The following is a 23,459-nucleotide window of genomic DNA, read 5'->3' on the forward strand; positions in this document are numbered from 1 at the left end:
GCAGTGGCTGCTGGGCACGGCTTCGCTTATCAGGCGGTGTATCGCTATCTGCTGCAGTGGATCGACAACGCCGGGCCCGGCGAGGAGCAACGCCTGCCGTCGCTGCGCGAGCTGGCGCAGCGTCTCGATGTGTCCCTGTCCACCACCAAGTACGCCTACGCCCTGCTCGAAGACGAAGGGCGCATCCATTCCCGGCCTCGGCAGGGCTATTTCACCCGGGTGGCGCCGGCCGTGCCCCTGGCCGACACGGGCCGTTCCTTGCTCGACGACCTCTATGCCCATGCCCGCCAGCCCGGCCGCCTGGCCTTGTGCAGCGATGCGCCGGCCATGCTGCTGTCCCTGGAGCAGCCGCTGCTGATGACCGAGCGCGAGCTGGCCCGGCAATACCCGCGCACCCAGGCGCCGCTGTACCAGCCGTTCGGCGAGCCGGAACTGCGCAGCGAACTGGCCCGGCGCTACACCCGTTCCACGGATGATTACTGGCAGGCCGACCAGGTCTACCTGGGGCCCGATCTGCGCAGCGTGGTGGAGTTGTCGCTGCAGGCCCTGGACCTGGCCGGGGCCGTGGCGCTGGTGGAGTCTCCGTGTTCCTGGGCGATCCTGCGCCAGTTGCGGGCGGCGCGCCTGCGGATCATCGAGCTGCCCATCGATGCCGCCGGACGTTTCGACCTGCAGCAGGTCCGAGCGCTGCTCAAGCAGCAACCGGTGCGCCTGGCAGTGCTGTCCTCGACGGTGAGCATCCCCCATGGCAGCCTGATGCCCGCCGCCGACAAACAGCAGTTGTGCCATTGGTTCGCCGAGCACGGGATCTGGTTGCTGGAAAATGACAGTTACGGCGAATTCAGCTTTGTGCCCGATGCCACCCGCTACCGGGATTTCGCCGACCCCGAGCGGTTGCTGGTGTTCTCCAGCCTGGACAAGGCCATCGGCGCCGAAGCGCCCTTGAGCTATGTGCTGTGCCGCAATCTGGGGGCCCCGTTGCATCGGCAGTTTCTCGAGCGCAGGTTCCGCCTCTCACCGATTCGCCAGAAGGCCGTGGCCCGCCTGTTCAGCTCCGGGCGGCTTGATCAGCACCTGCTCAAGCTGCGGGGCATGCTGCAGCAGCGCATGGGCCAGATGCTGGCCCTGCTGGATGAGCTGCCCGGCCAGCCGCTGCAGGCAGTGCCCGCCGCGGGCGGCGCCACCCTGTGGGTCGAGGCGCAGCGGCCGGTGGCCATGGTCCGGGTGTATGAGCGGCTGCTGGCCCAGGGCATTGTCATTGCCCCGGGGCAGATCTTCAGCCAGCAAGGCTTGTGGTCACAGCACCTGCGCCTGAGTTTCACCCTCGACTGGAGCCGGGATATTGCCGGCGCCATTCACCAGTTGGCCCAGGCGCTCGATCAGCCTTCCTGAGGCATCCCGTAGCAATGCCGCGCTTCGGGGAAGACGCCGTCGCGCACCTCTGCGGCAAAGCGTTCGCACGCCTGGCTGATCAGCGCCCCGGCATCCGCGTACTGCTTGACGAAGCGCGGCACCTGGGGCCCGCCCAGCCCCAGCAGGTCCTCGGTCACCAGCACCTGGCCGTCGCAGGCCGGGGATGCGCCGATGCCGATGGTCGGCATTGGCGAGAAGTCGCTGATGCGCCGCGCCAGGCCTTGCGCCACCCCTTCCAGCAACAGGCTGAAGGCGCCGGCGTCGAGGTGGGCACGGGCATCGTCCTCGATCTTGCGCGCAGCCTCGTCGTCGAGCCCCTGGGCCTTGAACCCGCCCATCTGGTTGACGTACTGCGGCATCAGGCCGATATGGGCCATTACCGGGATGCCCCGTTGCACCAGGAACTCCACCGTGGGCGCCAGGGCCCGGCCGCCCTCCAGCTTGAGGGCGTCACAGCCGCTGCGGGCCATGACTTCGGCGCAATTGCGGTAGGCCTGCTGCGGCGACTCCTGGTAGCTGCCAAAGGGCATGTCGGCGATCACGCAGGCCAGACGGCTGCCGGCCACCACGGCCCGGGTATGGGCGATGATTTCCGCCAGGCTCATGTCCAGGGTCGAGGTGCGGCCATAGCCGACCATGGCAGTGGAATCCCCGATCAGGATGAAGTCGACGAAGGGGTCCATCAGCCGTGCCATGTGGCTGGTGTAGGCGGTGAGGGAGACGATCTTCTGCCGGCCTTTCATGGCCACCAGTTGCGGGACGCTCAGGCGGCGGGTGCGGGAGTGAATGCTCATGATGACTTTCCTGGTTCTGCTGGGTTGGAAAGTGCCTGATTATTGGCCTGGCGCCCGGGCATTCAATGCACAGAAAACCACAGAAAACCGACCCAGGGCGGTGAACGGGTTGTTCCAGGGATCTTTTGCGTAGACCATGGCGCCTTTGCTTTGTGCTGCCATTGAGTTGCCTTTATGACCCCCTCCACAGCATCGTCGCCGGCGCGTTTTTCCCGCTCCGACTACAAGACCCTGGGCCTGGCCGCCCTGGGCGGAGCCCTGGAAATCTACGATTTCATCATCTTCGTATTCTTCGCCCTGACCCTGAGCCAGCTGTTCTTTCCCCCGGAAATGCCCGAGTGGCTGCGCCTGCTGCAAAGCTTCGGGATCTTTGTCACCGGCTACCTGGCCCGGCCCCTGGGCGGAATCCTCATGGCCCACTTCGCCGACCGCCTGGGGCGCAAGAAGGTCTTCAGCCTGAGCATCCTGATGATGGCGCTGCCCTGTCTGCTGATCGGGATCATGCCCACCTATGCCCAGATCGGTTATTTCGCGCCCCTGCTGTTGCTGGCGCTGCGGGTGCTGCAAGGCGCCGCGGTCGGCGGCGAAGTGCCCAGCGCCTGGGTGTTTGTCGCCGAGCATGCGCCACGGGCCCATCGCGGTTATGCCCTGGGCTTTCTCCAGGCCGGGCTGACCTTCGGCTACTTGCTCGGCGCCCTGACCGCGACCTTGCTGGCGCGGGTCTTCAGCCCGGAGGAAATCCTCGACTACGCCTGGCGCTACCCCTTCCTGCTGGGGGGCGTGTTCGGCGTGATCGGTGTCTGGTTGCGTCGCTGGCTGAGCGAGACCCCGGTGTTCGTGGCCCTGCAGAACCAGCGCGACAGCGCCGCTGAGCTGCCCCTGCGCACGGTGCTGCGCGAGCACCGGCTGGCGATCCTGCCGGCCTTGATCCTCACTTGCGTACTGACCTCGGCGGTGGTGGTGTTCGTGGTCATCACCCCGACCATGATGCAGAAAAGCTTCGGCATGAGCGCCAGCCATACCTTTGCCCTGAGCAGCCTGGGGATCGTTTTCCTGAATATCGGCTGTGTGCTGGCGGGGCTGATCGTCGACCGCCTCGGCGCCTGGCGCACGGTAATGCTCTACAGCCTGCTGCTGCCCCTGGGCATTGCCGTGCTCTATGGCTGCCTGATCAACGGCGGTGACTGGATCGGCCTGGCCTACGCCATCGCCGGCCTGGGCTGCGGCGTGGTGGGGGCGGTGCCGTCGGTGATGGTCAGCCTGTTCCCGGCGCGGATCCGGGTGTCGGGCATTTCCTTCACCTACAACATCGCCTATGCCCTGTGGGCCAGCACCACGCCGTTGCTGCTGATCGCCTTGATGCCCTGGAGCCCGTGGATCTGCGTGATCTATTGCGCGGTGATGGGCGCGGTGGGGGTGGCCAGTGCCGCCTACTTCGGTGGGCGTGTGGGCGAGGACCAGCCGGCCCCGACGCAGGAAAGCTGGTGCCGTTGAGGGGGGGGGTGGTAAACCCCGGTAAACAGTGGCGATCAGGCGAAGCAGCGAGCTAGAGCCTTCGCCACGGAGTGTCTGAATCCAGCCTGAAATCGGGTTGAAAATTCACCTTCAGCCCTGAGTGTTTTTCCCGCTACTCTCCCGGAATGCGCGACTCGCGCAGGGGGTTGCGGGAGCTGTCTTGATTCGTTCGACGCTGTGTTCCTTGCGAAATTTCTCCAGCCTGGGGCCACTGTTGCAAGTGGCCCTGGTGAGCTTTGCCGTGGGGCTGGCCTTCGCCCTGATCGAAGCCTGGACCTGCAATGGGCTGGACTACGGTCTGGAAGGCGCCAGCCTCGACAGCCTCAGGGCCCGGGTTGTCGCGGTGGAGACCGGCGCGCTGCTGGTCGAGGATCCGGACAGCGGTGAGCGCCAGCGTCTGCGCCTGGTCCGTGAGCTGACCCAACTGCAAGTGCCGCTCTCCCAGCTGCCTGGCCAGACCCTGGTGTTCAGTCACCTGCGGGGGTATCTGCTGCAGTGCTCACGGGACGCTCAGCCGTGGTGCTCGGCACAATGCTCCAGTGCCGAGCAGTGCCAGGAGCGTCTGCGCCAGAGCCAGTCGTCCCTGGGCATGTTGGGGTTTGCCTGGCTCGCCAGCCTCGCTTGCGTAGTGCTTTGGTTCCTGAAGAACCGCCTGCAGGAGCTGGCGTGTCGACGGCGCCAGTCATGAGCGCAGGCGCTCTGCGGATGGTGCCTGCGCCCGCCGGTGGGCGCAGGCCCCGGGAGCGCGTGGCTACTGGGCCAGTAGCTGATCCAGGTAGTGGGTCCGCTCGTTGCTCAGGCGGGTCACGCAGAGGTTGATCAGGGTCGCATGGGCCGGCTTGCCCGGTTCTACCTCGAAGGCCTCCAGCACGCAGGTGCTGTCGCGGTACTTGATCCAGGCGCGCTGGGCGTTCTTCAACTTGCCGAGGTATTCCTGCTCCTGCAACAGGCTGCTGGGGTAGAGGTTGTGGACCCGTTCCAGCAGTGCCTGGTAGCTCTGGTTGAGGGCCGCGTCGGCGCGCTCCTTGTCTTGCTGGGCGCAGCGGTCGACCTGTTCACTGACGCTGATCTGGGTACAGTCCAGCGAGGCGGCCTGAGCGGATGTCCAGCCGCCGACCCCGAGCAACAGGGCAGTCACAAGGCCGAAGATCCAGGGCTGATGATGCATGACGGTCCCTTCGCGCTGAGAATGAAGCGCGCATTCTACAGCGCCACCGCCGATGCAAAAGAGCAGACGTGCTCACTGCAGCCAGTGCCAGAGCAGCAAAGTACCCGCCAGGCCCACCAGCGAGACGATACTTTGCAGCACCGACCAGACCCAGAGCGTCTGCTTGAGCTGCAGGCCGAAGTACTCACGCACCATCCAGAACCCGGCATCGTTCACATGGCAGAAGAACACCGAGCCTGCGCCAATGGCCAGGGCCACCAGGGAGCTCTGGGTGGCCGCCAGCCCGGCCATCATCGGCGCCAGGATACCCGCGGTCGTGGTGGTGGCCACTGTCGCCGAGCCGGTGGCCTGGCGCAGGGCCACGGCAATCAGCCAGGCCAGGAGGATATAGGGCAGGTGCGCACCTTCAGCGACCTTGCTGATGGTCTGGCTGACCCCGGCGTCCAGCAGGGTCTGCTTGAGCCCGCCACCGGCACCGATGGTCAGCAGCAGCACGGCAATTGGCGCCAGGCTCTTGCGCAAGGTGCCGCCCACCTGGTCCCGGGCCATGCCATTGGCCCAGCCCAGGCAGATCACCGCAGCGATCACCGCGATGCCCAGGGCGATCAACGGCTCGCCGAGAAACCTCAGGGTCAGGGCCAGGGTGTTTTCCGGGCTCATGGCCACCTTGGCCAGGGTGCTGCCGAGCATCAGCAGCACCGGCAGCAGGATGATCAGCAGCGACACCGCGAAGCTCGGCTGGCGCGGTGCCTTGGGTGGGGCACTGAACAGGGCGCCAAGCTCTGCCGGTTCCTCCACCTGCATCCGTTTGGACAGCCAGTTGCCATACAGCGGGCCGGCCAGGATCACCGCGGGTACGGCGATGCTGAACCCCAGCAGCATGGTCAGGCCAAGGTCGGCGTGCAGGGCGCTGACCGCAATCAGCGGCCCCGGGTGCGGTGGCATCAGGGCGTGCAGGGTGGTCATCCCGGCCAGGGCCGGGATGGCGATTTTCAGCAGGGGCAGGCCCGAGCGACGGGCCATGACGAAGATGATCGGCACCATCATCACCAGCCCCACTTCGAAGAACAGCGGCAGGCCGATGACCATCGCCACCAGGGCCATGACCCAGGGCAGCGATTTGCCCTTGCCCAGCCCCAGCAGGGTGGAGGCGATGCGGTCGGCGGCGCCGGACTCGGCCATCAGCGCACCGAGCATCGAGCCCAGAGCGATGATGATTCCGGCTTCGCCGAGAATCGCCCCGGCGCCCTTGCTGAAGGCCTTGGCCACCTCTTCCGGCGGCAGGCCGGCGCCAACCCCGGCGATGAAGGTGCCGATCAGGATCGACAGGAAGGGCGGCAGTTTGGTGGCGCTGATCAGCACGATGATGCTGGCAATGGCCAGCAGGCAGCAGAGGATCAGGCGGGTGTCATGCACCATCCAGGCGACAGTCGATACTTCCAAGGCAGGGCTCCTCAATCGGCTATTTTTCTTTGTTACGTTTTGTTTCACTTTTTCGGAGCATACCTGAGGTGCCCGATACAGAGGGCCTTTGCCCGTTTTTGGTGCATTAAGTAGCCTGCTAACGATCCCGCCAGCTGATTTCCCCCTGTGGTTCGGGCTCAGCCCTCTGCTGTTGCCACCGCACCGCGATCAACCGGCCCGGGAAACTCCAGCACAGATAACCGCCGGATGGCGGGCCGATGACAATCTGCTTATCCAGGGCAGACGCGAAGGGCAATCGAACTATCATCAGGTTTTCGGTCAGCGGAGGTTGTTCCATGGGCGCAGGACACAGTCATGGCGAGGTACGGGCCGGGCATGAACGCAAGTTGTGGCTGGCCCTGGGGTTGACCGGCAGTTTCATGATCGCCGAGGTCATCGGCGCCTTTGTCACCGGCAGCCTGGCGCTGCTGTCGGATGCCGCGCACATGCTCACCGACACGCTGGCACTGGCCATTTCCCTGGTGGCGATCCAGGTGGCCAAGCGTTCGGCCGACCGCAAGCGCACCTTCGGCTATGCCCGCTTTGAAATCCTCGCCGCCGCGTTCAACGCCTTGCTGTTGTTCGTGGTGGCGTTCTACATCCTCTACGAGGCCTGGCAACGGCTGCAGGCACCGGCCGAGATCCAGTCCATGGGCATGCTGGTGATCGCGGTGCTGGGGTTGATCGTCAACCTGATCTCCATGCGCCTGCTGGCCTCGGCCAGCACGGAAAGCCTCAACGTCAAGGGCGCGTACCTGGAGGTCTGGAGCGACATGCTCGGCTCGTTGGGGGTGATCATCGCCGCGCTGGTGATCATGTTCACCGGCTGGGGCTGGGTCGATTCCCTGGTGGCCGCGGCCATTGGCTTCTGGGTCTTGCCCCGGACCTGGACCCTGCTCAAGGAAAGCATGAACGTGTTGCTGCAAGGGGTGCCGGACGGGATCGACATCGATCAGGTGGAGCAGGCCATGCGCGCAGTGCCTGGGGTCAGCGAGGTGCATGACCTGCACATCTGGGCCCTGACCAGTGGCAAGAACGTGCTCAGTGCACACCTGGTGGCACAGTTGGAGGGGCGTGACGAGCAAGCGATCCTGGCGCAGGTCAGCGAGTTGCTGCAGGAGCGGTTCGAGATCGCCCACGTCACCTTGCAGGTGGAGCAGGCGGGATTTCACCAGCAGTTGCCCGAGCATTGAGCCCGATGCCGGTCTGCTTCCGGGCAGGTTCGCTGCAGCGGGCCCGGGCCCTCAGTCGCGCTCTTCGAGCACGTAGCCGACGCCGCGCAAGGTATGGATCAGCTTGGTCTCGAACGGGTCGTCGATCTTGGCTCGCAAGCGGCGGATCGACACCTCCACCACGTTGGTGTCGCAGTCGAAATTCATGTCCCAGACAAAGGAGATGATCTGGGTGCGAGACAGCACCACGCCACTCTGGCGCATCAGCAAGTGCAGCAGGGCGAACTCCTTGGTGGTCAGGTCAATGCGACGCTTGCCACGAAACGCCCGGTGCCGGCCCTGGTCCAGCTCCAGGTCGGCCACCCGCAGCACGTCCGGTACCGGCGCCTGCTCGCTGCGGCGCATCAGGGTGCGGATCCGGGCCAGCAGTTCGGGGAACTCGAAAGGCTTGACCAGGTAGTCGTCGGCGCCCAGGTCCAGGCCCCTGATCTTGTCGGCCAGCCGCCCCTGGGCGGTGAGCATCATGACCCGGGTGTTGCTGTTCTCGCGGATCTGGCACAGCACTCCCCAGCCGTCGATCTGCGGCAGGTTGACGTCGAGGATCACCAGGTCATAGGCATGCTGGCGCGTCAGGTGCAGACCGTCCGCGCCGGTGTTGGCGCAGTCCACTACATAGCCGCTTTCAGTCAACCCCTGATGCAGGTAGTCGGCGGTCTTGAGTTCGTCTTCGATGACCAGAATACGCATGTTGATGAGACTCTCGGAGGATAAAGGGCAGTCGGCACTGCACCCTGTGAATAACTATCTCAGTAGTCGTGAAGTTGGCCGGCTTATCGTTTTGTTGATGTTTATATTGCGCGTCGAAGTGTTATTGAAATAACCCCGTGAACGCTGTTTGAAGGCCGTGATGTTAATACAGAACCTTGATCCAGAGCCTTTGCTAACGGATTTGTAATCTTTGCGCCACCCTGTTGATAAGGAGTGAAAGTTAAAGTTGGCCGATATTGAAACTCTCCCTTTGAATAAGCGGGATGTGGCAGTTTCATATCGGTCAGGCTGGGTTGTTGAAGTGCATTTCAACAAGTATCGATAGGTTCCGCCGCGCCTTCGCAGAAACCTTGCCTTTGTAGGGGCCGGAACCTGTTATGTCGACTTTCCCGAGAACACCGCTCCGGGCCGCCCGGAGCTGCGCCTTGATGCTTTTGCTGGCCCTGGCGAGCCAGCCTTTGCGCGCCGCTGAACCCACCTCATTGAGCCTCGACACGGCCCTGGCCCAGGCCTTGGCCAACAACCCCGAACTGGCCGCTGCCGCCTGGGAAATCGATATCGCCCAGGGGGCCCGCCAGCAGGCCGGATTGATTCCCAACCCGGTGCTCTCGGTGGACGCCGAGGACACCCGGCGCGATTCGCGCACCACCTCGATCAAGCTCAGCCAGGCCCTGGAACTGGGGGGCAAGCGTGGCGCCCGGGTCGAGGTGGCCAGTCGCGGCCAGGAGCTGGCCGCCCTGGAACTGGAGCGTCGGCGCAACCAGCTGCGGGCCGATGTCCTGGAGGCTTATTCCTCGGCCCAGCGGGCCCAGGAGCGTACCCAGCTGGCCGGGCGTTCCCTGGCTCTGGCCGAACGCGGGGTCAGTGTGGCCCAGGGCCGGGTCAACGCGGGCAAGGCCTCGCCGGTGGAAGCCACGCGGGCCCAGGTGCAGTTGGCCGAGGTGCGCCTGGAACTGAGCCGTGGGCAGATGGAGCAGGACAATGCCTATCGGCGCCTGGCCATGGTTACAGGCACCGCGACCACGGACTTTGCCTCGGTGCAGGAGCAGTCGCTGATAGTGGCCTCGGTGCCGGCGTCGGCGCAGTTGCTGGATCGCCTGCCGCAAACCCCGGAGCTGCGCCTGGCGGAGCAGGAGATCGTGCAGCGCGAGGCTTCCCTGGGGCTGGAAAAGGCCCAGCGGATTCCCGATCTGGATGTCAGCTTCGGCAGTCAGTACGACGCCAGCACCCGTGAGCGGATCAACTTGGTGGGGGTGTCGATGCCCTTGCCGCTGTTCAACCGCAACCAGGGCAATGTGCTGTCCGCCGCCCGGCGGGCCGATCAGGCCCGAGACCTGCGCAACGCCACCGAGTTGCGCCTGCGCACTGAAACCCGCCAGGCCCTGGAGCAATGGAACACCGCCCGGGGTGAGGTGCTGTCATTCAACCAGACCATCCTGCCCGGTGCTCAAACTGCAGTGGACAGCGCCACCCGCGGGTTCGAGATGGGCAAGTTCAGTTTCATCGATGTCCTCGATGCCCAGCGCACGCTGATCAACGCGCGCAGCCAGTACCTTGCCGCGGTGGCGCAAACCACTGACGCCTGGGTGCGGATCGAACGTATCTACGGGGATCTGCGCCGTTGGTGAAAGCCTGGCTGTTTGGCCTGGCGTGCATCGCCGCGTTGCTGCTCGGCGACCGCAACGGCGCGCCGCCAGTGCCCGGCGACGAACCGCCCCGGCACTGGTGCGTGCACGAGTGGCACCGGGCCCTTGGCGAATTCTTTTTCCGTCTACCTCATGAGGCTGCGCCTGGCGCCGCCGACCCTTGATTCCTTCAGGAGCACCCATGGACAAAAAACGCAGCCTCGTTGTGGCCATCACGGCAGTGGCCGGCCTGGGCCTGGCGGCCTTGCTGCTACCGGACCTGTTTGCCAATCCGGCCCCCGCCAGCATCCAGGCTTCCGCCGCCCCCGAGCAGGCCGGGCATGCCGAGGAAGAACCGGAAGGTCACCTGGAACTCAGTGCCGAGCAGATCAAGAGCGCCGGGATCGAGTTGGCCGCAGCCGGTCCCCGGGCAATCAGCCGGCTGATCAGCCTGCCGGGAGAAATCCGTTTCGACGAAGACCGCACCTCGCACATCGTGCCGCGGGCCGCCGGGGTGGTGGAGACGGTGCAAGCCAACCTCGGTCAGAGCGTGAAGAAGGGCGACCTGCTGGCGGTCATCGCCAGCCAGCAGATTTCCGACCTGCGCAGCGAGCTGGCCGCAGCCGGTCGACGGGTCGAACTGGCCCGTACCACCTTCGAGCGTGAGCGCCAGTTGTGGAAGGACCAGATTTCCGCCGAGCAGGACTACCTGCTGGCTCGCCAATCCTTGCAAGAGGCGGAGATTGCCCTCAACAACGCCCGGCAGAAGATGAACGCCCTGAGTGGCAGCGCCCAGCTGGCGGGGGGCAATCGCTATGAAATGCGCGCGCCGTTCGACGGCGTGGTGGTGGAAAAACACTTGAGTGTCGGCGAAGTGGTCAGCGAGACCAGCGCGGCGTTCACCCTGTCGGACCTGTCCCAGGTCTGGGTCACGTTCGGTGTGTTCCCCAAGGACTTGAACAAGGTCCAGGTCGGCAAGCCGGTGCTGGTTCATTCCACCGAACTGGGCACCCAGGTACAGGGGCGGGTGGCCTATGTCGGCAGCCTGCTGGGGGAGCAGACCCGGACCGCCACGGTGCGGGTCACGGTGCCCAACCCCGACGATGCCTGGCGCCCGGGGCTGTTTGTCGCGGTACAGGTGGCGACCGACAGCTATGAGGCCGAGGTGGTGGTGCCGCAGAGCGCGATCCAGACCGTGGAAGACAAACCCTCGGTGTTCGTGCGCAACGCCGAAGGCTTCCAGGCCACGCCGGTGGTGCTGGGGGGCAGTGAGGCGGGCTTCGTCGAAATCAAGCAAGGGCTGGAGGCCGGGGCCCAGGTGGCCACGACCGGCAGCTTCATCCTCAAGTCCGAACTGGGCAAGGGCTCGGCCGAACACGGCCATTGATTCGCTGCACTACCGAGCGGCTTCACCTACAGAGTGACTTCCCATGTTTGAACGCATCATTCAATTCGCCATCGAGCAGCGCCTGATCGTGCTGCTTGCGGTGCTGCTGATGGCCGGGGTGGGCATCGCCAGCTACCAGAAACTGCCGATCGACGCGGTGCCGGACATCACCAACGTCCAGGTCCAGGTCAACGCCTCGATGCCCGGCTATTCGCCGCTGGAAACCGAGCAGCGCATCACCTACCCGGTGGAGGTGGCGATGGCCGGCCTGCCGGGGCTGGAGCAGACCCGTTCGACCTCACGCTCGGGCCTGTCCCAGGTCACGGTGATCTTCAAGGAAGGCACCGACCTGTACTTCGCCCGCCAATTGGTCAACGAACGCCTGCAAGTGGCCCGCGAGCAATTGCCCGAAGGGGTGGAGGCGAGCATGGGGCCGATCTCCACCGGCCTGGGCGAGATCTTCTTCTGGACCGTGGAGGCCGAGGAGGGCGCACTCAAGGAAGACGGCACGCCCTACACCCCGACCGACCTGCGGGTGATCCAGGACTGGGTGATTGCCCCGCAACTGCGCAACGTGCCGGGCGTGGCTGAGATCAACACCATCGGCGGTTTTGCCAAGGTCTACCAGATCGCCCCGGACCCCAAGCGCCTGGCAGCCTACAACCTGAGCCTGACCGACCTGATGACCGCCCTGGAGCGCAACAACGCCAACGTCGGCGCCGGCTACATCGAGCGCAACGGCCAGCAGTTGCTGATTCGCGCGCCGGGCCAGGTCAAGTCCATCGAAGACATCGCCAACATCGTGATCAACACCGTGGACGGCACCTCGATCCGTGTCAGCAACGTGGCGACCGTGGACATCGGCCGTGAGCTGCGCACCGGCGCGGCCACCGAAAACGGCCGTGAAGTGGTGCTTGGCACGGTGTTCATGCTGGTGGGGGAAAACAGCCGCACGGTGTCCCAGGTGGTCGGCGCCAAGCTGGCGGAAATCAACCGCTCGCTGCCCAAGGGCGTGATGGCGGTGACCGTCTACGACCGCACCAACCTGGTGGACAAGGCCGTGGCCACGGTGAAGAAGAACCTCATCGAAGGCGCGTTGCTGGTCATCGCCATCCTGTTCCTGTTCCTGGGCAATATCCGGGCAGCGCTGATCACCGCGATGGTGATCCCCCTGGCCATGCTGTTCACCTTTACCGGGATGTTCACCAACAAGGTCAGCGCCAACCTGATGAGCCTGGGGGCACTGGATTTCGGGATCATCGTCGACGGCGCAGTGGTGATCGTCGAGAACGCCATCCGCCGCCTGGCCCATGCACAGCAGCACCACGGGCGGATGCTGACCCGCTCCGAACGCCTGCACGAAGTCTTTGCCGCGGCTAAGGAAGCCCGGCGTGCGCTGATCTACGGGCAGTTGATCATCATGGTGGTGTACCTGCCGATCTTTGCCTTGTCCGGAGTGGCCGGGAAGATGTTCCACCCGATGGCCTTCACCGTGGTGATCGCCTTGCTGGGGGCGATGATTCTCTCGGTGACGTTCGTTCCGGCAGCCATTGCGCTGTTCGTCACCGGCAAGGTCAAGGAAGAAGAGAACTTGGTCATGCGCAGTGCCCGGCGTGGTTACGAGCCGGTGCTCAACTGGGTCATGAGCCATCGCTCCCTGGCCTTTGGCCTGGCGTTCCTCAGCGTGCTCCTGTCGGGCCTGGTGGCCAGCCGCATGGGCAGTGAATTCATTCCCAGCCTGAGCGAGGGCGACTTCGCCCAGCAGGCGATGCGCGTGCCCGATGCCAGCCTCACCCAATCGGTGGAGATGCAAAAGACCCTGGAAAAGGCCCTGGTGGCCCAGGTGCCGGAAATCGAGCGGGTGTTCGCCCGTACCGGCACCGCCGAGATCGCGTCCGACGTGATGCCGCCGAACATCTCCGATGCCTACCTGATGCTCAAGCCCAAGGACCAGTGGCCGGACCCGCGCAAGTCGCGCGAGGCGATCATTGCCGATATCGAGCGGGTCAGTAACAGCCTGCCGGGCAACGTCTATGAACTGTCGCAACCGATCCAGCTGCGCTTCAACGAGCTGATTTCCGGGGTGCGCAGCGATGTCGCAGTGAAGGTCTTCGGCGATGACATGGACGTGCTGAACAAGACCGCTGAAGAGATCTCGCAGACCTTGCAGAAGATCGATGGCGCCGCTGAAGTGAAGGTGCAGCAGACCTCCGGCCTGCCGGTGCTGACGGTGAATGTCGACCGCGACAAGGCTGCGCGTTTCGGCCTCAACGTCGGCGATGTGCAGGACGCCGTGGCGATTGCCGTCGGTGGACGCAAGGCCGGCATCCTGTATGAGGGCGACCGTCGCTTCGACATGCTGGTGCGCATGTCCGACAAGCTGCGCACCGATATCGACGGGCTGTCGCGGTTGCTGATTCCGGTGGCAGCCACGGCGGGCAGCAGCAATGGCCAGTTGGGTTTCATTGCCCTGTCGGAAGTGGCCAGCGTCGACCTGGTGCTCGGCCCGGCCCAGGTCAGCCGCGAGAACGGCAAGCGCCTGGTGATCGTCAGCGCCAACGTGCGGGGGCGTGACATGGGCTCCTTTGTCGAGGAGGCCACCCAAGCGATCGCTGACCAGGTGCAGATCCCGAGTGGCTACTGGATCACCTGGGGCGGCCAGTTCGAGCAGTTGCAGGAAGCCTCCCAGCGCCTGGAGATCGTGGTGCCGGTGGCGCTGCTGCTGGTGTTCGGCTTGCTGTTCATGATGTTCAACAACCTCAAGGACGGCCTGCTGGTGTTCACCGGCATTCCCTTCGCCCTCACTGGCGGGATCATGGCCCTGTGGCTGCGGGACATTCCTTTGTCGATCTCGGCGGGGGTGGGGTTCATCGCCCTGTCAGGGGTGGCGGTGCTCAATGGCCTGGTGATGATTGCCTTCATCCGCAACCTGCGTGAAGAAGGGCGGATGCTGTCGGTGGCGGTCAACGAGGGGGCGCTGACCCGTCTGCGCCCGGTGCTGATGACCGCGCTGGTGGCTTCCCTGGGCTTCATTCCCATGGCCCTGGCCACTGGCACCGGCGCCGAGGTACAGCGACCGCTGGCCACCGTGGTGATTGGCGGCATCATCTCCTCCACGGCCCTGACCCTGCTGGTGTTGCCGGCCCTGTACTACTGGGCTCATCGCAAGGAGGAAGAACAGGAGCTGCAGGACATGCTGAGCGACTGACGCTGGCTCGGCTTCAACCGGCCCCGCCCCTGTGATCCAGGGGCGGGGCTTTTTATTGCCCCGCTGTTTGCCCCGGCCTGGCCTGGCCTGCCCCGGCCTGGCCCGGCACCGCTGGCGCTGGGTCCACCGGGCCGTGGCCGACGGGCAGGCGAGCAGCGACCCAGGGATCGAGGGCGGTTCGGCAGGAGGCCTCGCCGTGGCGATGAACCAGTGACGAGCAGAAGAAATCGGCAGGCAAAAAAAAGCGCCCCATGCGGGACGCTAAAAATTCATCTCTTTCCAAAGGAGCATCAGAAAAAACGCTTCAAGAGATGAATGTGCTCGGTAGGCAAGGGCCGTCAAATATCTTCTTTGGCCACCGGGGCCGTTGAAGCATCGACTGGGGTCTTGCCGGGGCCGCCGGTGGCGGCGGTTTCCTGGTTGGCGTCGCCGTGAATCTGTTCCTGGCTGGCCAGGAAGGCTTCGCGAAGCTGCTGTGGGCGTTCGCTGCCATCAGCGGCCCAGACAGCAGAGCTGGTAGTGGCCAGAAGGCCGATCAACAACAGTTGGGTTGGGCGCATGGACGCTCTCCTGACACGCTGTCCGGCCGTAGAAGGCACGGCTGATTCATGTGTGTCCGGGAGTATATGGAGACCAACCTAACGAGAAGGTGAGGCCGATATTACAGTTCTGAAAGGCACGAGTCTGTGAAGAAGTTTTAACACCGGGCAGGGGCAACCTGCCCGGCCAGACACCTCAGAGCAGTGCCAGGGGGTACTCGACGATCAGCCGGAACTCCTCCAGGTCGGACTCGAACTGGCTGGAGCGGATGGTCGCCTGGCGGATGCGCAGGGACAGGTCCTTGAGACTGCCGCCCTGGAACACATACTTGGCTTCGAAATCCCGTTCCCAGCGACGTTGGTCGGTCAAGGGATCACCCGCCGCGTCGCGGCGCATGTACACCGAATTGGCATGGCTGTAGTCGGCGCCACTGCCCCGGGCATAGCGGGTCATGAACGACAGGCCGGGGATGCCCAGGGGTTGCATGTCGAGGTCGTAGCGGACCATCCACGAGCGTTCCTTGGGCGAGTTGAAGTCGCTGTACTGGATCGAGTTGTCGAGGAAGATCGAGTCCGACTGGCGCAGGTAGTCGAAGTCGTCGTTGCCGTTGTTGCGCTGGTGCGACAGGGCCAGGGTGTGGGCGCCGAAGGTGGCGCCGACCTTGGCGCTCCAGATGTTGTTGTCGAGTTCGCCCAGCAGTTTCTTGCCTTCGTCGACGGCCTTGTAATAGTTGAAGCCGCTGAACAGCGTGAGGTCGTCGGACACCGGGTAGTTGCCGGCCGCGCCGAAGTAGTACTGGTCCCAGGCGTCTTTCAGGCGGCTGCTGTAGAGGCTCAGGCTAAGGTTGGGATTGAGCTGGTAGTCGCCACCGAAGTAGCCGATCCAGGGCGAGTCCACCTTGCCGGCGTAGAAGGTGGCGAAGCCATCGCGCATGCCACTGCTGTCGGGCTGGCTCATGGCGTGCAAGCGCCCGCCCTGCAGCTTCAGGCCGTCGAGGCTGGTGTTCTCCAGGGTCGCCCCGCGAAAGCTCTCCGGCATCAGGCGCGAGTCGCCGTAGTGCACCACCGGGGTCATGGGAAAAACGTCGCCGACTTTCACCACGGTGTCCAGGGCCCGCAATTTCGCCGCACCGCCGGCCTTGCCGTAGCCTGCGGAGGGTTCGTTGTCATGGTTCACCGGCAGCATGCCGAAGGAGCCGCCGCCGCCACTGCGGCCGGGCCCGGAGTCGAGCCTGAGGCTGTACATGGCGAAGGCATCGACACCCAGGCCCACGGTGCCCTGGGTGAAACCGGATTCGAACTTGCCGATCAGGCTCTGGGCCCAGGCTTCGGAATAGCCATTGCCAGTGGGGCTGGACTGGCCCTTGCGGTCGTCGCGGTTGAAGTAGAAGTTGCGCAGCAGCAGGTCGAGGCGGCTGCCTTCGACAAAGCCTTCGGGCCGTTCCTCGGCGGCCACTGCCGCCATAGGACTGAGTCCCAGTACCGCAGCGAGCACGGACAGGGACAAGGGGGGATTGATTCGCATGGGGTCGCTCCTGAGTGTTGGCAGCTATCAACTTTTATATCGCCAGAGGCGTTCTTATTGGCTTCGACCAACAGGCGTTGTTACGCCTTGGCGGTCGCTGTCGATAGTTGCAAACGGCAGATAACGTCGGGGTGACCCGGTGATTACAATTGTGCAAGAAATGCGCCTGGCCGTTGCTCGTGACAAGCTCGGCAGGCCTTGTAGAGCGGGCGTTTGACTGGGGGTGATGGTCTTCCGGAAGAGGGCATTACAGATAAGTAATGTGCCCGCGATCATTCTGACAGGGTCGGTTGCTTATCCTCGCTGATGTCAATTGGACGAGGAAACTGTCATGAAATCATTCAACCTGAGTATTGCCGCGCTGTTGCTCTCCCTCTCTTCCCTGGCCCTGGCCGAAGGCGGAGGAGACCGCACCTTTACCCAGGCCATGGTGGAGAATCAGAAGGCCATGGAGCGCTATGCCGCGAAGCAGGGCAAGCCGGCCCCGGTGGTGCAGAACTACCGCTACGGCATGAAGCTGGACATCGCCAAGGTGGTCAACGTCACACCGCCGTTCCAGGCCTGCCAGGTGGTGCCTTCGCGCATGACCTACGAGGACTCCGCCGGGCAGCTCCAGACCATCGAGTATCAGGTCATGGGCCAGTGCCGCAAGAACGGCAGCTGAGTCTTGGCTCGCAGCTTGCCTTGCCGGGAGGGCCTGCCCGGCAAGGCACAGGCGGTTTCAGTCGTCGGTCGGTTCGGGGTGCAGGGCGACGACCATGTCGACTTCCACCGAGGCGTTCTTCGGCAACTGGTAGACCCCTACCGAGGTCCTGGTGTGCACCCCGGCCTCGGCGAAGATCGAATAGAGGATCTCTGAAGCGCCGTCCGCCACTTCGCTCTGCTGGGTGAAGTCCGCTGCGCTCTGCACATAGACGTTGATCCGCAGAATCCGCTTGATCCGTTGCAGGTCGCCCAGCATCTGCCCAAGAATGGCCAGGGCCCGCAGGGTGCTGATCCGTGCCCCGTGGCGGGCCTGTTCCAGGGTGGTCTCGGCACCGACCCGGCCGACCACCATCACCTGGTTGTCGATGCGCGGGATCTGCCCGCTGACATACACCTCATCCCCGTTGCGCACTGCCGGCACATAGTTGCCGCCAATGCGCATTTCGCCTTCGAAACTGTGCCCGACCTGTGCCGCTGCCTGCAGGAAAAGTGCCTTGCGTGATGCTTCCATAGTCCAACTCCGTCGATCGCCGTGGATTTCTCCGAGCCCGACTATAGGCTCGGCCGATCCGCGGCACAGGCCCCGTATCGATGGGCTTTGGCCAATACTGGATTATTTTTGTCAGACAAGTCTTGGCGGCTATTAAGAAAATTATTTCAGGGCCGATGTTAGGCCCAAAGCAGCCTATTTTTTCAGTCCCCCCTCGGTGCGTCCCCATGTTCAATAAACGCTTGAAGCAAGAGCTGTCGACTCTTCGTGAAGAACTTTCGAGCCTTCAGCAAGTGAAGGAAAGCCTTGAAAGCGAGATGCTTGTGATCTATTTGAGCGCCGATGGACGGATTCAATCGGTCAACCACAACTTCGCCGAGGAAATGCTCTACAAGAGTGGTGACCTGGTGGGCCGGCCCCTGGAAGACATCGTCCCGGCCCACGTCAAGAACGACGAGTTTCATCAACGCTTCAAGGCGACCCTCAGCCGTGGCGAGCATTTCGCCGGGGCGGTGCGGTTGCTGCGGGGCAACGGCGAGGAGGCCTGGCTGCGCTCGATCTCCCAGCCGATTCGCGATTCCGAGGGGCGGATCAAGTACTTCGCGATTTTCTCCAGCGACCTGACCCGGACCATCGAAGCCTCCCGCGAGCACGAGAACCTGATCGGCGCCCTGGTGCGCTCCACCGCGGTGATCGAGTTCGATCTCAACGGCATGGTGCTCAATGCCAATGAGCGCTTCCTGTCGGGAATGGGCTACAGCCTGGCGCAGATCAAGGGCAAGCATCACCGCATGTTCTGCGAGCCTGAGGAGTACAACAGCGCGGCCTACCAGGCGTTCTGGAAGCGCTTGAATGCCGGCGAGTTCATTGCCGAACGCTTCAAGCGCGTCGATGCCCACGGCCGGGTGGTCTGGCTGGAGGCGTCCTACAACCCGGTGCTGGACGCCAACAACAAACTCTACAAAGTGGTGAAGTTCGCCACCGTGATCACCGATCAGGTGAACCAGGAACTGGCGGTGGCCGAGGCGGCGAACATTGCCTACAGCACGTCGCTGCAGACCGACAGCAGCGCCCAGCGCGGCACCACTGTGGTCACCGAGGCGGTGACGGTGATGCGTGACCTGGCCAAGCACATGCAGGATGCCGGCGAAGGCATCGAAGCCCTCAACGAGCAGTCCCTGGTGATCGGCAGCATCGTCAAGACCATCAGCGGAATTGCCGAGCAGACCAACCTGCTGGCCCTCAATGCGGCGATCGAGGCGGCCCGGGCCGGGGAGCAGGGCCGGGGCTTTGCGGTGGTGGCCGATGAGGTCCGGCAACTGGCTTCGCGCACCAGCAAGGCCACCGAGGAAATCGTCGGTGTGGTGCGCCAGAACCAGGACATGGCCCGCGAGGCCGTGGAACTGATGGCCGAGGGCAAGCTGCAGGCCGAGCAGGGCCTGGCCCTGGCCGCCGAGGCCGGCACGGTGATCGTCGAGATCCAGGACGGAGCGCAGAAAGTGGTGAGCGCGGTAGGGCAGTTCGCCAATCAGCTGTCGTCCTGAGTGCCCGTTACCCGTGGCCCGTTGTCGGGGCACGGGTAACGGCGGCGTCTGTGCGCTTGGGTCGCTGCCAGGGGGCTGTCCGCTGGCAGGTGCGTGAGGGGCGGCCCCGCCTGCAGGCCAGGTATCTGGTGAGATGTTTCCCAACAAGTATTAAGAATATTCTGAAAGCCGGTACAGGGCTTGGAGAAAGGCCCGCAGGCGCCGATGGCTAGGGGATCGTTGTATCCACTCCTAGTCTGTCGGTGTATCCATGTTCAACAAACGCTTGAAGCAACAACTTGCCACCTTGAATGACGAGCTGAGCGCGCTGCAGCAATTCAAGGCCTGCCTGGAGACTCAGGTGCTCAGCATCGAGCTGGATGGCGAGGGGGCGATCCGCAGGGTCAACCAGAACTTCAATCAAGCCCTGGACCTGGGTGGCCAGCAGCTTTGCGGGCAGCCGCTGGAGCGTCTTGTCTCGCGCCATCCCCAGGCCGCCGAGCTGTATCGGGCCTTCAAGGCGGCCCTGGCCCGCAACGAAACCTATGTCGGTCAACTGCGCCTGCAACGGGGGGACGGGCACGACGCCTGGTTGCATGTCTGCGTGCAGCCGATCCGTGACAGTGCCGGTCAGCTCGACCATTACAACCTGATCTGCAGCGACCAGACCGAGTCGGTGGAACGTGCCTGCGAGCATGAAAACCTGATGGCGGCCTTGCTGCGTTCCACGGCGGTGATCGAGTTCGACCTGCAGGGGCGGGTACTCACCGCCAACCCTCGTTTCCTCGGATGCATGGGCTACCGCCTCGACGAGGTCCAGGGCCAGAACCACCGACTGTTCTGCGAGCCCCAGGAGTACGAAGGTCCGTCGTACCTGGATTTCTGGGCGCGCCTGAACGCCGGCGAATACGTTGCCGACCGCTTCAAGCGTATCGACAGCCAGGGGCGAGTGGTGTGGCTCGACGCGTCCTACAACCCGGTGCTGGATGCCAGCGGCGAGCTCTACAAGGTGGTGAAGTTCGCCACCCTGATTACCGACCAGGTGAACCAGGAACGCTCGGTGGCCGAGGCCGCGGACATTGCCTACAGCATCTCCCGGCAGACTGACACCAGCGCCCAGCGTGGCTCCGCCGTGGTCACCGAGACCCTGGACGTGATGCGTGACCTGGCCAAGTGCATGCAGGAGGCCGGTGACGGCATCGAGGCGTTGAACGAGCAGTCTCTGGTGATCGCCAGCATCGTCAAGACCATCAGCGGGATTGCCGAACAGACCAACCTGCTGGCCCTCAATGCGGCCATCGAGGCGGCCCGGGCCGGGGAGCAGGGCCGGGGCTTTGCGGTGGTGGCCGATGAGGTCCGGCAGTTGGCCTCGCGCACCAGCAACGCGACCGATGAAATCGTCGGTGTGGTTCGCCAGAACCAGGACATGGCCCGTTCGGCGGTGGAGCTGATGGCCGAGGGGCGGCAGCAGGCCGAGCAGGGCCTGACCCTGGCGGCGGAGGCCGGGACGGTGATCGTCGAGATCCAGGACGGTGCGCAGAAGGTGGTGGGCGCAGTGGGGCAGTTCGCCAACCAGCTGGCGGTCTGAGGTCCGTCGCCGCGATCAAGCCTCCAGGTGAGGCTTGATCAGTTCGGCAAACCATTCAATGAACACGTTGAGGCGTCGCGAGCGATGGCGGCGGTCGGGGTACAGCGCGCAGATGTCCATGGGCGCTACCGGCAGCGCGCTCAATACCTGCACCAGCTCGCCACGGTCCAGCAGGTGCTGCACATCGAAGCGCGGCACCTGGATCAGGCCCAGCCCCTGGCGGCAGCAGGCAATGTAGTTCTCCACATTGTTGACGATCACCCGGCTGGGCAGCCCGAGCAGGTGCTCGCGACCTTCCTGCAGGTATTCCCAGGGTTGCTCGCGGCCGGTATCGGGGGAGGCATAGCCGACCATCCACTGGCCGTTCTGCAGGTCCTGGGCGCTGTGGGGTTCACCGTGTTCGGCGAGGTAGGCGGGGCTGGCACAGTTGACCAGGGCCAGTTGTCCCAGTGGGCGGGCGATCAGGCTGCTGTCCGCCAGGCTGCCCACCCGAATTGCACAGTCGATGCCCTCCTGGACCAGGTCGATGCTGCGGTCGCTGGCGCCCAGGGCCAGTTGCAGCCCGGGGTACAGGCCCAGCCAGTGGGGCAGTGCCGGGACGATCAGGCGCCGGGCGATACGGCTCGGCACGTCGATGTTCAAGCGTCCGCTGACGTCCACCTGACGATGCTGGAACAGCTGGTTGAGTTCCGAGGCGTCGGCCAGCAGGCGCCGTGCCCGCTCCAGGAGGATGGCGCCGTCGGCGGTCAACTGCACATGCCGGGTAGTACGGTGCAGCAGGCGGGTGCCCAGGCCGGTTTCCAGTTGCTGCACGGCAGAAGAGACGGTGGCCCGTGGCAGTTCGAGGGCGTGGGCGGCCTTGATGAAGCTGCCCATGTCGGCCACCTGGATGAACACGCGGTATTGTTCAAGTTTATCCATCGTATGAACGGTCCTGGTTCGGGGGACGCCTGATGGCTGGGGATCGCCGCATCGTCCGAGGTGACCGATGCAGCGGTTCGGCAGGCCAATTTACCCCTTGGGCGCCAGGATTACTTGGTGGTGTAGCCGCCGTTGATCAGTAAGGTCTGGCCGGTGATCCACCATCCCTCGGTGACCAGATGGCGAATGAAGGGCACCACGTCCTCGATATCGGTGAGCCCGGTCTTGCTCGACGGCGACAGGGCTGCGGCGCTCTTGTGGTAGGCCACGGCATCGGCGCCTTCGGCGGGGTAGAAGAAGGGCGTATCCATGGGGCCCGGCCCGACCGCCGTCACCGAGATGCCGCGTGCGCCGAACTCCTTGGCCGCGGCCCGGGTGAAGTGCTCGACCGGTGCCTTGGAGCCACCGTAGGCGGCATAGAAAGGTGTGAAGGCACCCAGCAGCGAGGTCACCAGGGTCACCAGTTTGCCGTTGTCCTCCAGGTGCTTGCCGGCCTCCTTGATGAAGAAGAACGCGCTCTTGGCGTTGACCGCGAACATCTGGTCGTACTCGTCTTCGCTGATCTCGACTATGGGTTTTTTCAGCACCTTGCCCACGGTGTTGATGGCGATGTCGATCTTGCCGAAGCGTGCCTTGGCCTCGCTGAACAAGCGTTCCACGGCATCGGCACGGGTGAGGTCGGCCTGCCAGGCGTGGGCGTCGACCCCCAGGGCCTTGAGCGCTGCCAGCGTGGTGTCGGCGTCGCCCTGGCTGGAGCTGCTGTTGTAGTGCACGGCCACGGCCTTGGCACCGTGGCTGGCGAGGTCGCGGGCGATCAGGCCGCCGAGGTTCTTCACCCCTCCGGCGATCAGCACGACTTTGTTGTTCAGGGAGTGGTCGGCCATGGTGCGGGTCCTTCAACAAGTGAGGTGAAGGCTGAGTCTAGTGCCAGGACGGTCGCGGATAAGCCCGTGCCGGCTGGACGGATTATCCGGCAAACCTGCCTAATCGCGGCCTCTGCCGGCACGCTGGATAGGGCTACAATCGGGCTTTTTTAAGGAGCCTTCCATGTCCGCATTCCGTCGTCCGGTGCCCCTCGACAAGGCTTATCGCCTGCTCAACCACGGCCCCACGGTACTGGTCAGTGCCGCCCACGGCGGGCAGCGCAACATCATGGCCGCGGCCTGGGCCATGCCCCTGGACTTCGATCCGCCGAAAGTCGCCGTGGTACTCGACAAGTCCACCTGGACCCGGCAACTGCTGGAGGCGTCGGCCACCTTCGTGCTCAACGTCCCCTGCGTGGCCCAGGCCGACATCGTGCAGAGCGTGGGCAACAGTTCCGGCTTGCAACTGAGCCATGCCGGCCAGGACAAGTTCACCGCCTACGGCCTGTCCACCTTCGCCGGCGAGGCGCTTGCGGCGCCCTTGCTCGAGGGCTGTGTGGCCTGGCTCGAATGCCGCCTGTTGCCCGAGCCCCACAATCACCAGCAATACGACCTGTTCCTTGGCGAAGTGATTGCCGCCCAGGCCGATACCCGGGTGTTCAGCGAGGGCCGCTGGCACTTCGAGGGGCAGGATTCGCTGCGGACCTTGCACCATGTGGCCGGCGGGCATTTCCTGGCCATTGGTGACAGCGTCGACGGTCGCCAGTTGCCCCTGGCCAACGGCGCCTGAA

At 64.4% G+C, this 23,459-nt stretch carries 19 protein-coding genes and 4 pseudogenes; 14 read left to right on the top strand and 9 right to left on the bottom strand.

The features are described from left to right. Positions 1-3 precede the first annotated feature (3 nt). Positions 4-1,392 carry a PLP-dependent aminotransferase family protein gene (locus tag U873_RS0130010; protein ID WP_025131766.1) on the top strand — a complete coding sequence of 463 codons (1,389 nt, stop codon included), beginning with the start codon at positions 4-6 and terminating at the stop codon, positions 1,390-1,392. Here U873_RS0130010 and panB read toward each other — a convergent pair. Next, positions 1,380-2,207 (bottom strand): 3-methyl-2-oxobutanoate hydroxymethyltransferase, encoded by an 828-nt coding sequence (gene panB / locus U873_RS0130015; RefSeq protein ID WP_025131767.1) that lies wholly within the window; start codon positions 2,205-2,207, stop codon positions 1,380-1,382. The genes U873_RS0130010 and panB overlap by 13 nt on opposite strands. A 174-nt stretch (positions 2,208-2,381) precedes the next feature. Between panB and U873_RS0130020 the strand changes: the two genes are divergently transcribed. Together U873_RS0130020 and U873_RS0130025 are read left to right on the top strand one after the other, a co-directional pair. Further along, positions 2,382-3,701, top strand: a complete 1,320-nt coding sequence (locus U873_RS0130020) for an MFS transporter (protein WP_025131768.1) — start codon at positions 2,382-2,384, stop codon at positions 3,699-3,701. A 181-nt stretch (positions 3,702-3,882) separates the two neighbouring features. Next, positions 3,883-4,410, top strand: coding sequence for a hypothetical protein (locus U873_RS0130025; RefSeq protein ID WP_051586123.1), 528 nt, complete (start codon positions 3,883-3,885; stop codon positions 4,408-4,410). Positions 4,411-4,473: 63 nt separating this feature from the next. Here U873_RS0130025 and U873_RS0130030 read toward each other — a convergent pair whose 3' ends face one another. Continuing rightward, positions 4,474-4,890: a lysozyme inhibitor LprI family protein gene (locus U873_RS0130030; RefSeq protein ID WP_025131770.1), complete on the bottom strand. Its 417-nt coding sequence runs from the start codon at positions 4,888-4,890 to the stop codon at positions 4,474-4,476. Positions 4,891-4,962: 72 nt separating this feature from the next. After that, positions 4,963-6,333, bottom strand: a complete 1,371-nt coding sequence (locus U873_RS0130035; RefSeq protein WP_025131771.1) for a gluconate:H+ symporter — start codon at positions 6,331-6,333, stop codon at positions 4,963-4,965. Positions 6,334-6,650: 317 nt separating this feature from the next. Here U873_RS0130035 and U873_RS0130045 point away from each other — a divergent pair, with 317 nt between their 5' ends. Next, positions 6,651-7,547, top strand: a complete 897-nt coding sequence (locus U873_RS0130045; RefSeq protein WP_025131773.1) for a cation diffusion facilitator family transporter — start codon at positions 6,651-6,653, stop codon at positions 7,545-7,547. Between the two features lie 51 nt (positions 7,548-7,598). Here the strand turns inward: U873_RS0130045 and U873_RS0130050 are convergent, their stop codons facing one another. Continuing rightward, on the bottom strand, positions 7,599-8,273 hold the full coding sequence (locus U873_RS0130050; RefSeq protein WP_025131774.1) for a heavy metal response regulator transcription factor: 675 nt from the start codon (positions 8,271-8,273) through the stop codon (positions 7,599-7,601). 398 nt (positions 8,274-8,671) lie between these two features. Here U873_RS0130050 and U873_RS0130060 point away from each other — a divergent pair, with 398 nt between their 5' ends. From U873_RS0130060 to U873_RS0130070, 4 genes are read left to right on the top strand one after another with little or no spacing between them, the layout of a single operon-like run. Then, positions 8,672-9,922, top strand: a complete 1,251-nt coding sequence (locus U873_RS0130060; RefSeq protein ID WP_025131775.1) for a TolC family protein — start codon at positions 8,672-8,674, stop codon at positions 9,920-9,922. Continuing rightward, a complete protein-coding gene (locus U873_RS35565) occupies positions 9,919-10,104 on the top strand; it encodes a hypothetical protein (RefSeq protein WP_081818730.1) in 186 nt (61 codons plus the stop codon). Before U873_RS0130060 ends, U873_RS35565 begins: the two co-directional genes overlap by 4 nt. Before the next feature lie 17 nt (positions 10,105-10,121). Beyond that, positions 10,122-11,306 carry an efflux RND transporter periplasmic adaptor subunit gene (locus tag U873_RS0130065; RefSeq protein ID WP_025131776.1) on the top strand — a complete coding sequence of 395 codons (1,185 nt, stop codon included), beginning with the start codon at positions 10,122-10,124 and terminating at the stop codon, positions 11,304-11,306. A 43-nt stretch (positions 11,307-11,349) separates the two neighbouring features. Beyond that, on the top strand, positions 11,350-14,514 hold the full coding sequence (locus tag U873_RS0130070) for an efflux RND transporter permease subunit (protein WP_025131777.1): 3,165 nt from the start codon (positions 11,350-11,352) through the stop codon (positions 14,512-14,514). Positions 14,515-14,852: 338 nt separating this feature from the next. Here U873_RS0130070 and U873_RS0130075 read toward each other — a convergent pair whose 3' ends face one another. Both U873_RS0130075 and U873_RS0130080 read right to left on the bottom strand, forming a co-directional pair. Then, complete coding sequence (locus tag U873_RS0130075; RefSeq protein WP_025131778.1) at positions 14,853-15,074, bottom strand: hypothetical protein; 222 nt, start codon at positions 15,072-15,074, stop codon at positions 14,853-14,855. 175 nt (positions 15,075-15,249) lie between these two features. Next, positions 15,250-16,578 carry an OprD family porin gene (locus U873_RS0130080; protein ID WP_025131779.1) on the bottom strand — a complete coding sequence of 443 codons (1,329 nt, stop codon included), beginning with the start codon at positions 16,576-16,578 and terminating at the stop codon, positions 15,250-15,252. A 331-nt stretch (positions 16,579-16,909) separates the two neighbouring features. Here U873_RS0130080 and U873_RS0130085 point away from each other — a divergent pair, with 331 nt between their 5' ends. Next, positions 16,910-17,242, top strand: a complete 333-nt coding sequence (locus U873_RS0130085; RefSeq protein ID WP_025131780.1) for a DUF2790 domain-containing protein — start codon at positions 16,910-16,912, stop codon at positions 17,240-17,242. Positions 17,243-17,299: 57 nt separating this feature from the next. Here U873_RS0130085 and U873_RS0130090 read toward each other — a convergent pair whose 3' ends face one another. Continuing rightward, a complete protein-coding gene (locus U873_RS0130090; RefSeq protein WP_025131781.1) occupies positions 17,300-17,794 on the bottom strand; it encodes a RidA family protein in 495 nt (164 codons plus the stop codon). A 296-nt stretch (positions 17,795-18,090) separates the two neighbouring features. Here U873_RS0130090 and U873_RS37755 point away from each other — a divergent pair. The 4 pseudogenes from U873_RS37755 to U873_RS37770 all read left to right on the top strand — a co-directional run. Continuing rightward, positions 18,091-18,723, top strand: a pseudogene (locus tag U873_RS37755) (PAS domain-containing protein); the annotation flags it as partial. 162 nt (positions 18,724-18,885) lie between these two features. Further along, positions 18,886-19,317 (top strand): annotated as a pseudogene (locus tag U873_RS37760) (methyl-accepting chemotaxis protein); the annotation flags it as partial. 250 nt (positions 19,318-19,567) lie between these two features. Next, positions 19,568-20,341, top strand: a pseudogene (locus U873_RS37765) (PAS domain-containing protein); the annotation flags it as partial. Positions 20,342-20,449: 108 nt separating this feature from the next. Next, positions 20,450-20,884: pseudogene (locus U873_RS37770) on the top strand (methyl-accepting chemotaxis protein); the annotation flags it as partial. 15 nt (positions 20,885-20,899) lie between these two features. Here the strand turns inward: U873_RS37770 and U873_RS0130105 are convergent. After that, positions 20,900-21,805 carry a LysR family transcriptional regulator gene (locus tag U873_RS0130105; protein WP_025131784.1) on the bottom strand — a complete coding sequence of 302 codons (906 nt, stop codon included), beginning with the start codon at positions 21,803-21,805 and terminating at the stop codon, positions 20,900-20,902. Between the two features lie 110 nt (positions 21,806-21,915). Then, complete coding sequence (locus U873_RS0130110) at positions 21,916-22,689, bottom strand: SDR family oxidoreductase (RefSeq protein ID WP_025131785.1); 774 nt, start codon at positions 22,687-22,689, stop codon at positions 21,916-21,918. A gap of 163 nt (positions 22,690-22,852) precedes the next feature. On the opposite strand from U873_RS0130110, the gene U873_RS0130115 reads away from it, so the two are divergent. Then, complete coding sequence (locus U873_RS0130115) at positions 22,853-23,458, top strand: flavin reductase family protein (RefSeq protein ID WP_025131786.1); 606 nt, start codon at positions 22,853-22,855, stop codon at positions 23,456-23,458. Position 23,459: the final 1 nt, after the last annotated feature.

The organism is Pseudomonas sp. PH1b, from assembly GCF_000633395.1.
GTDB lineage: Bacteria > Pseudomonadota > Gammaproteobacteria > Pseudomonadales > Pseudomonadaceae > Aquipseudomonas.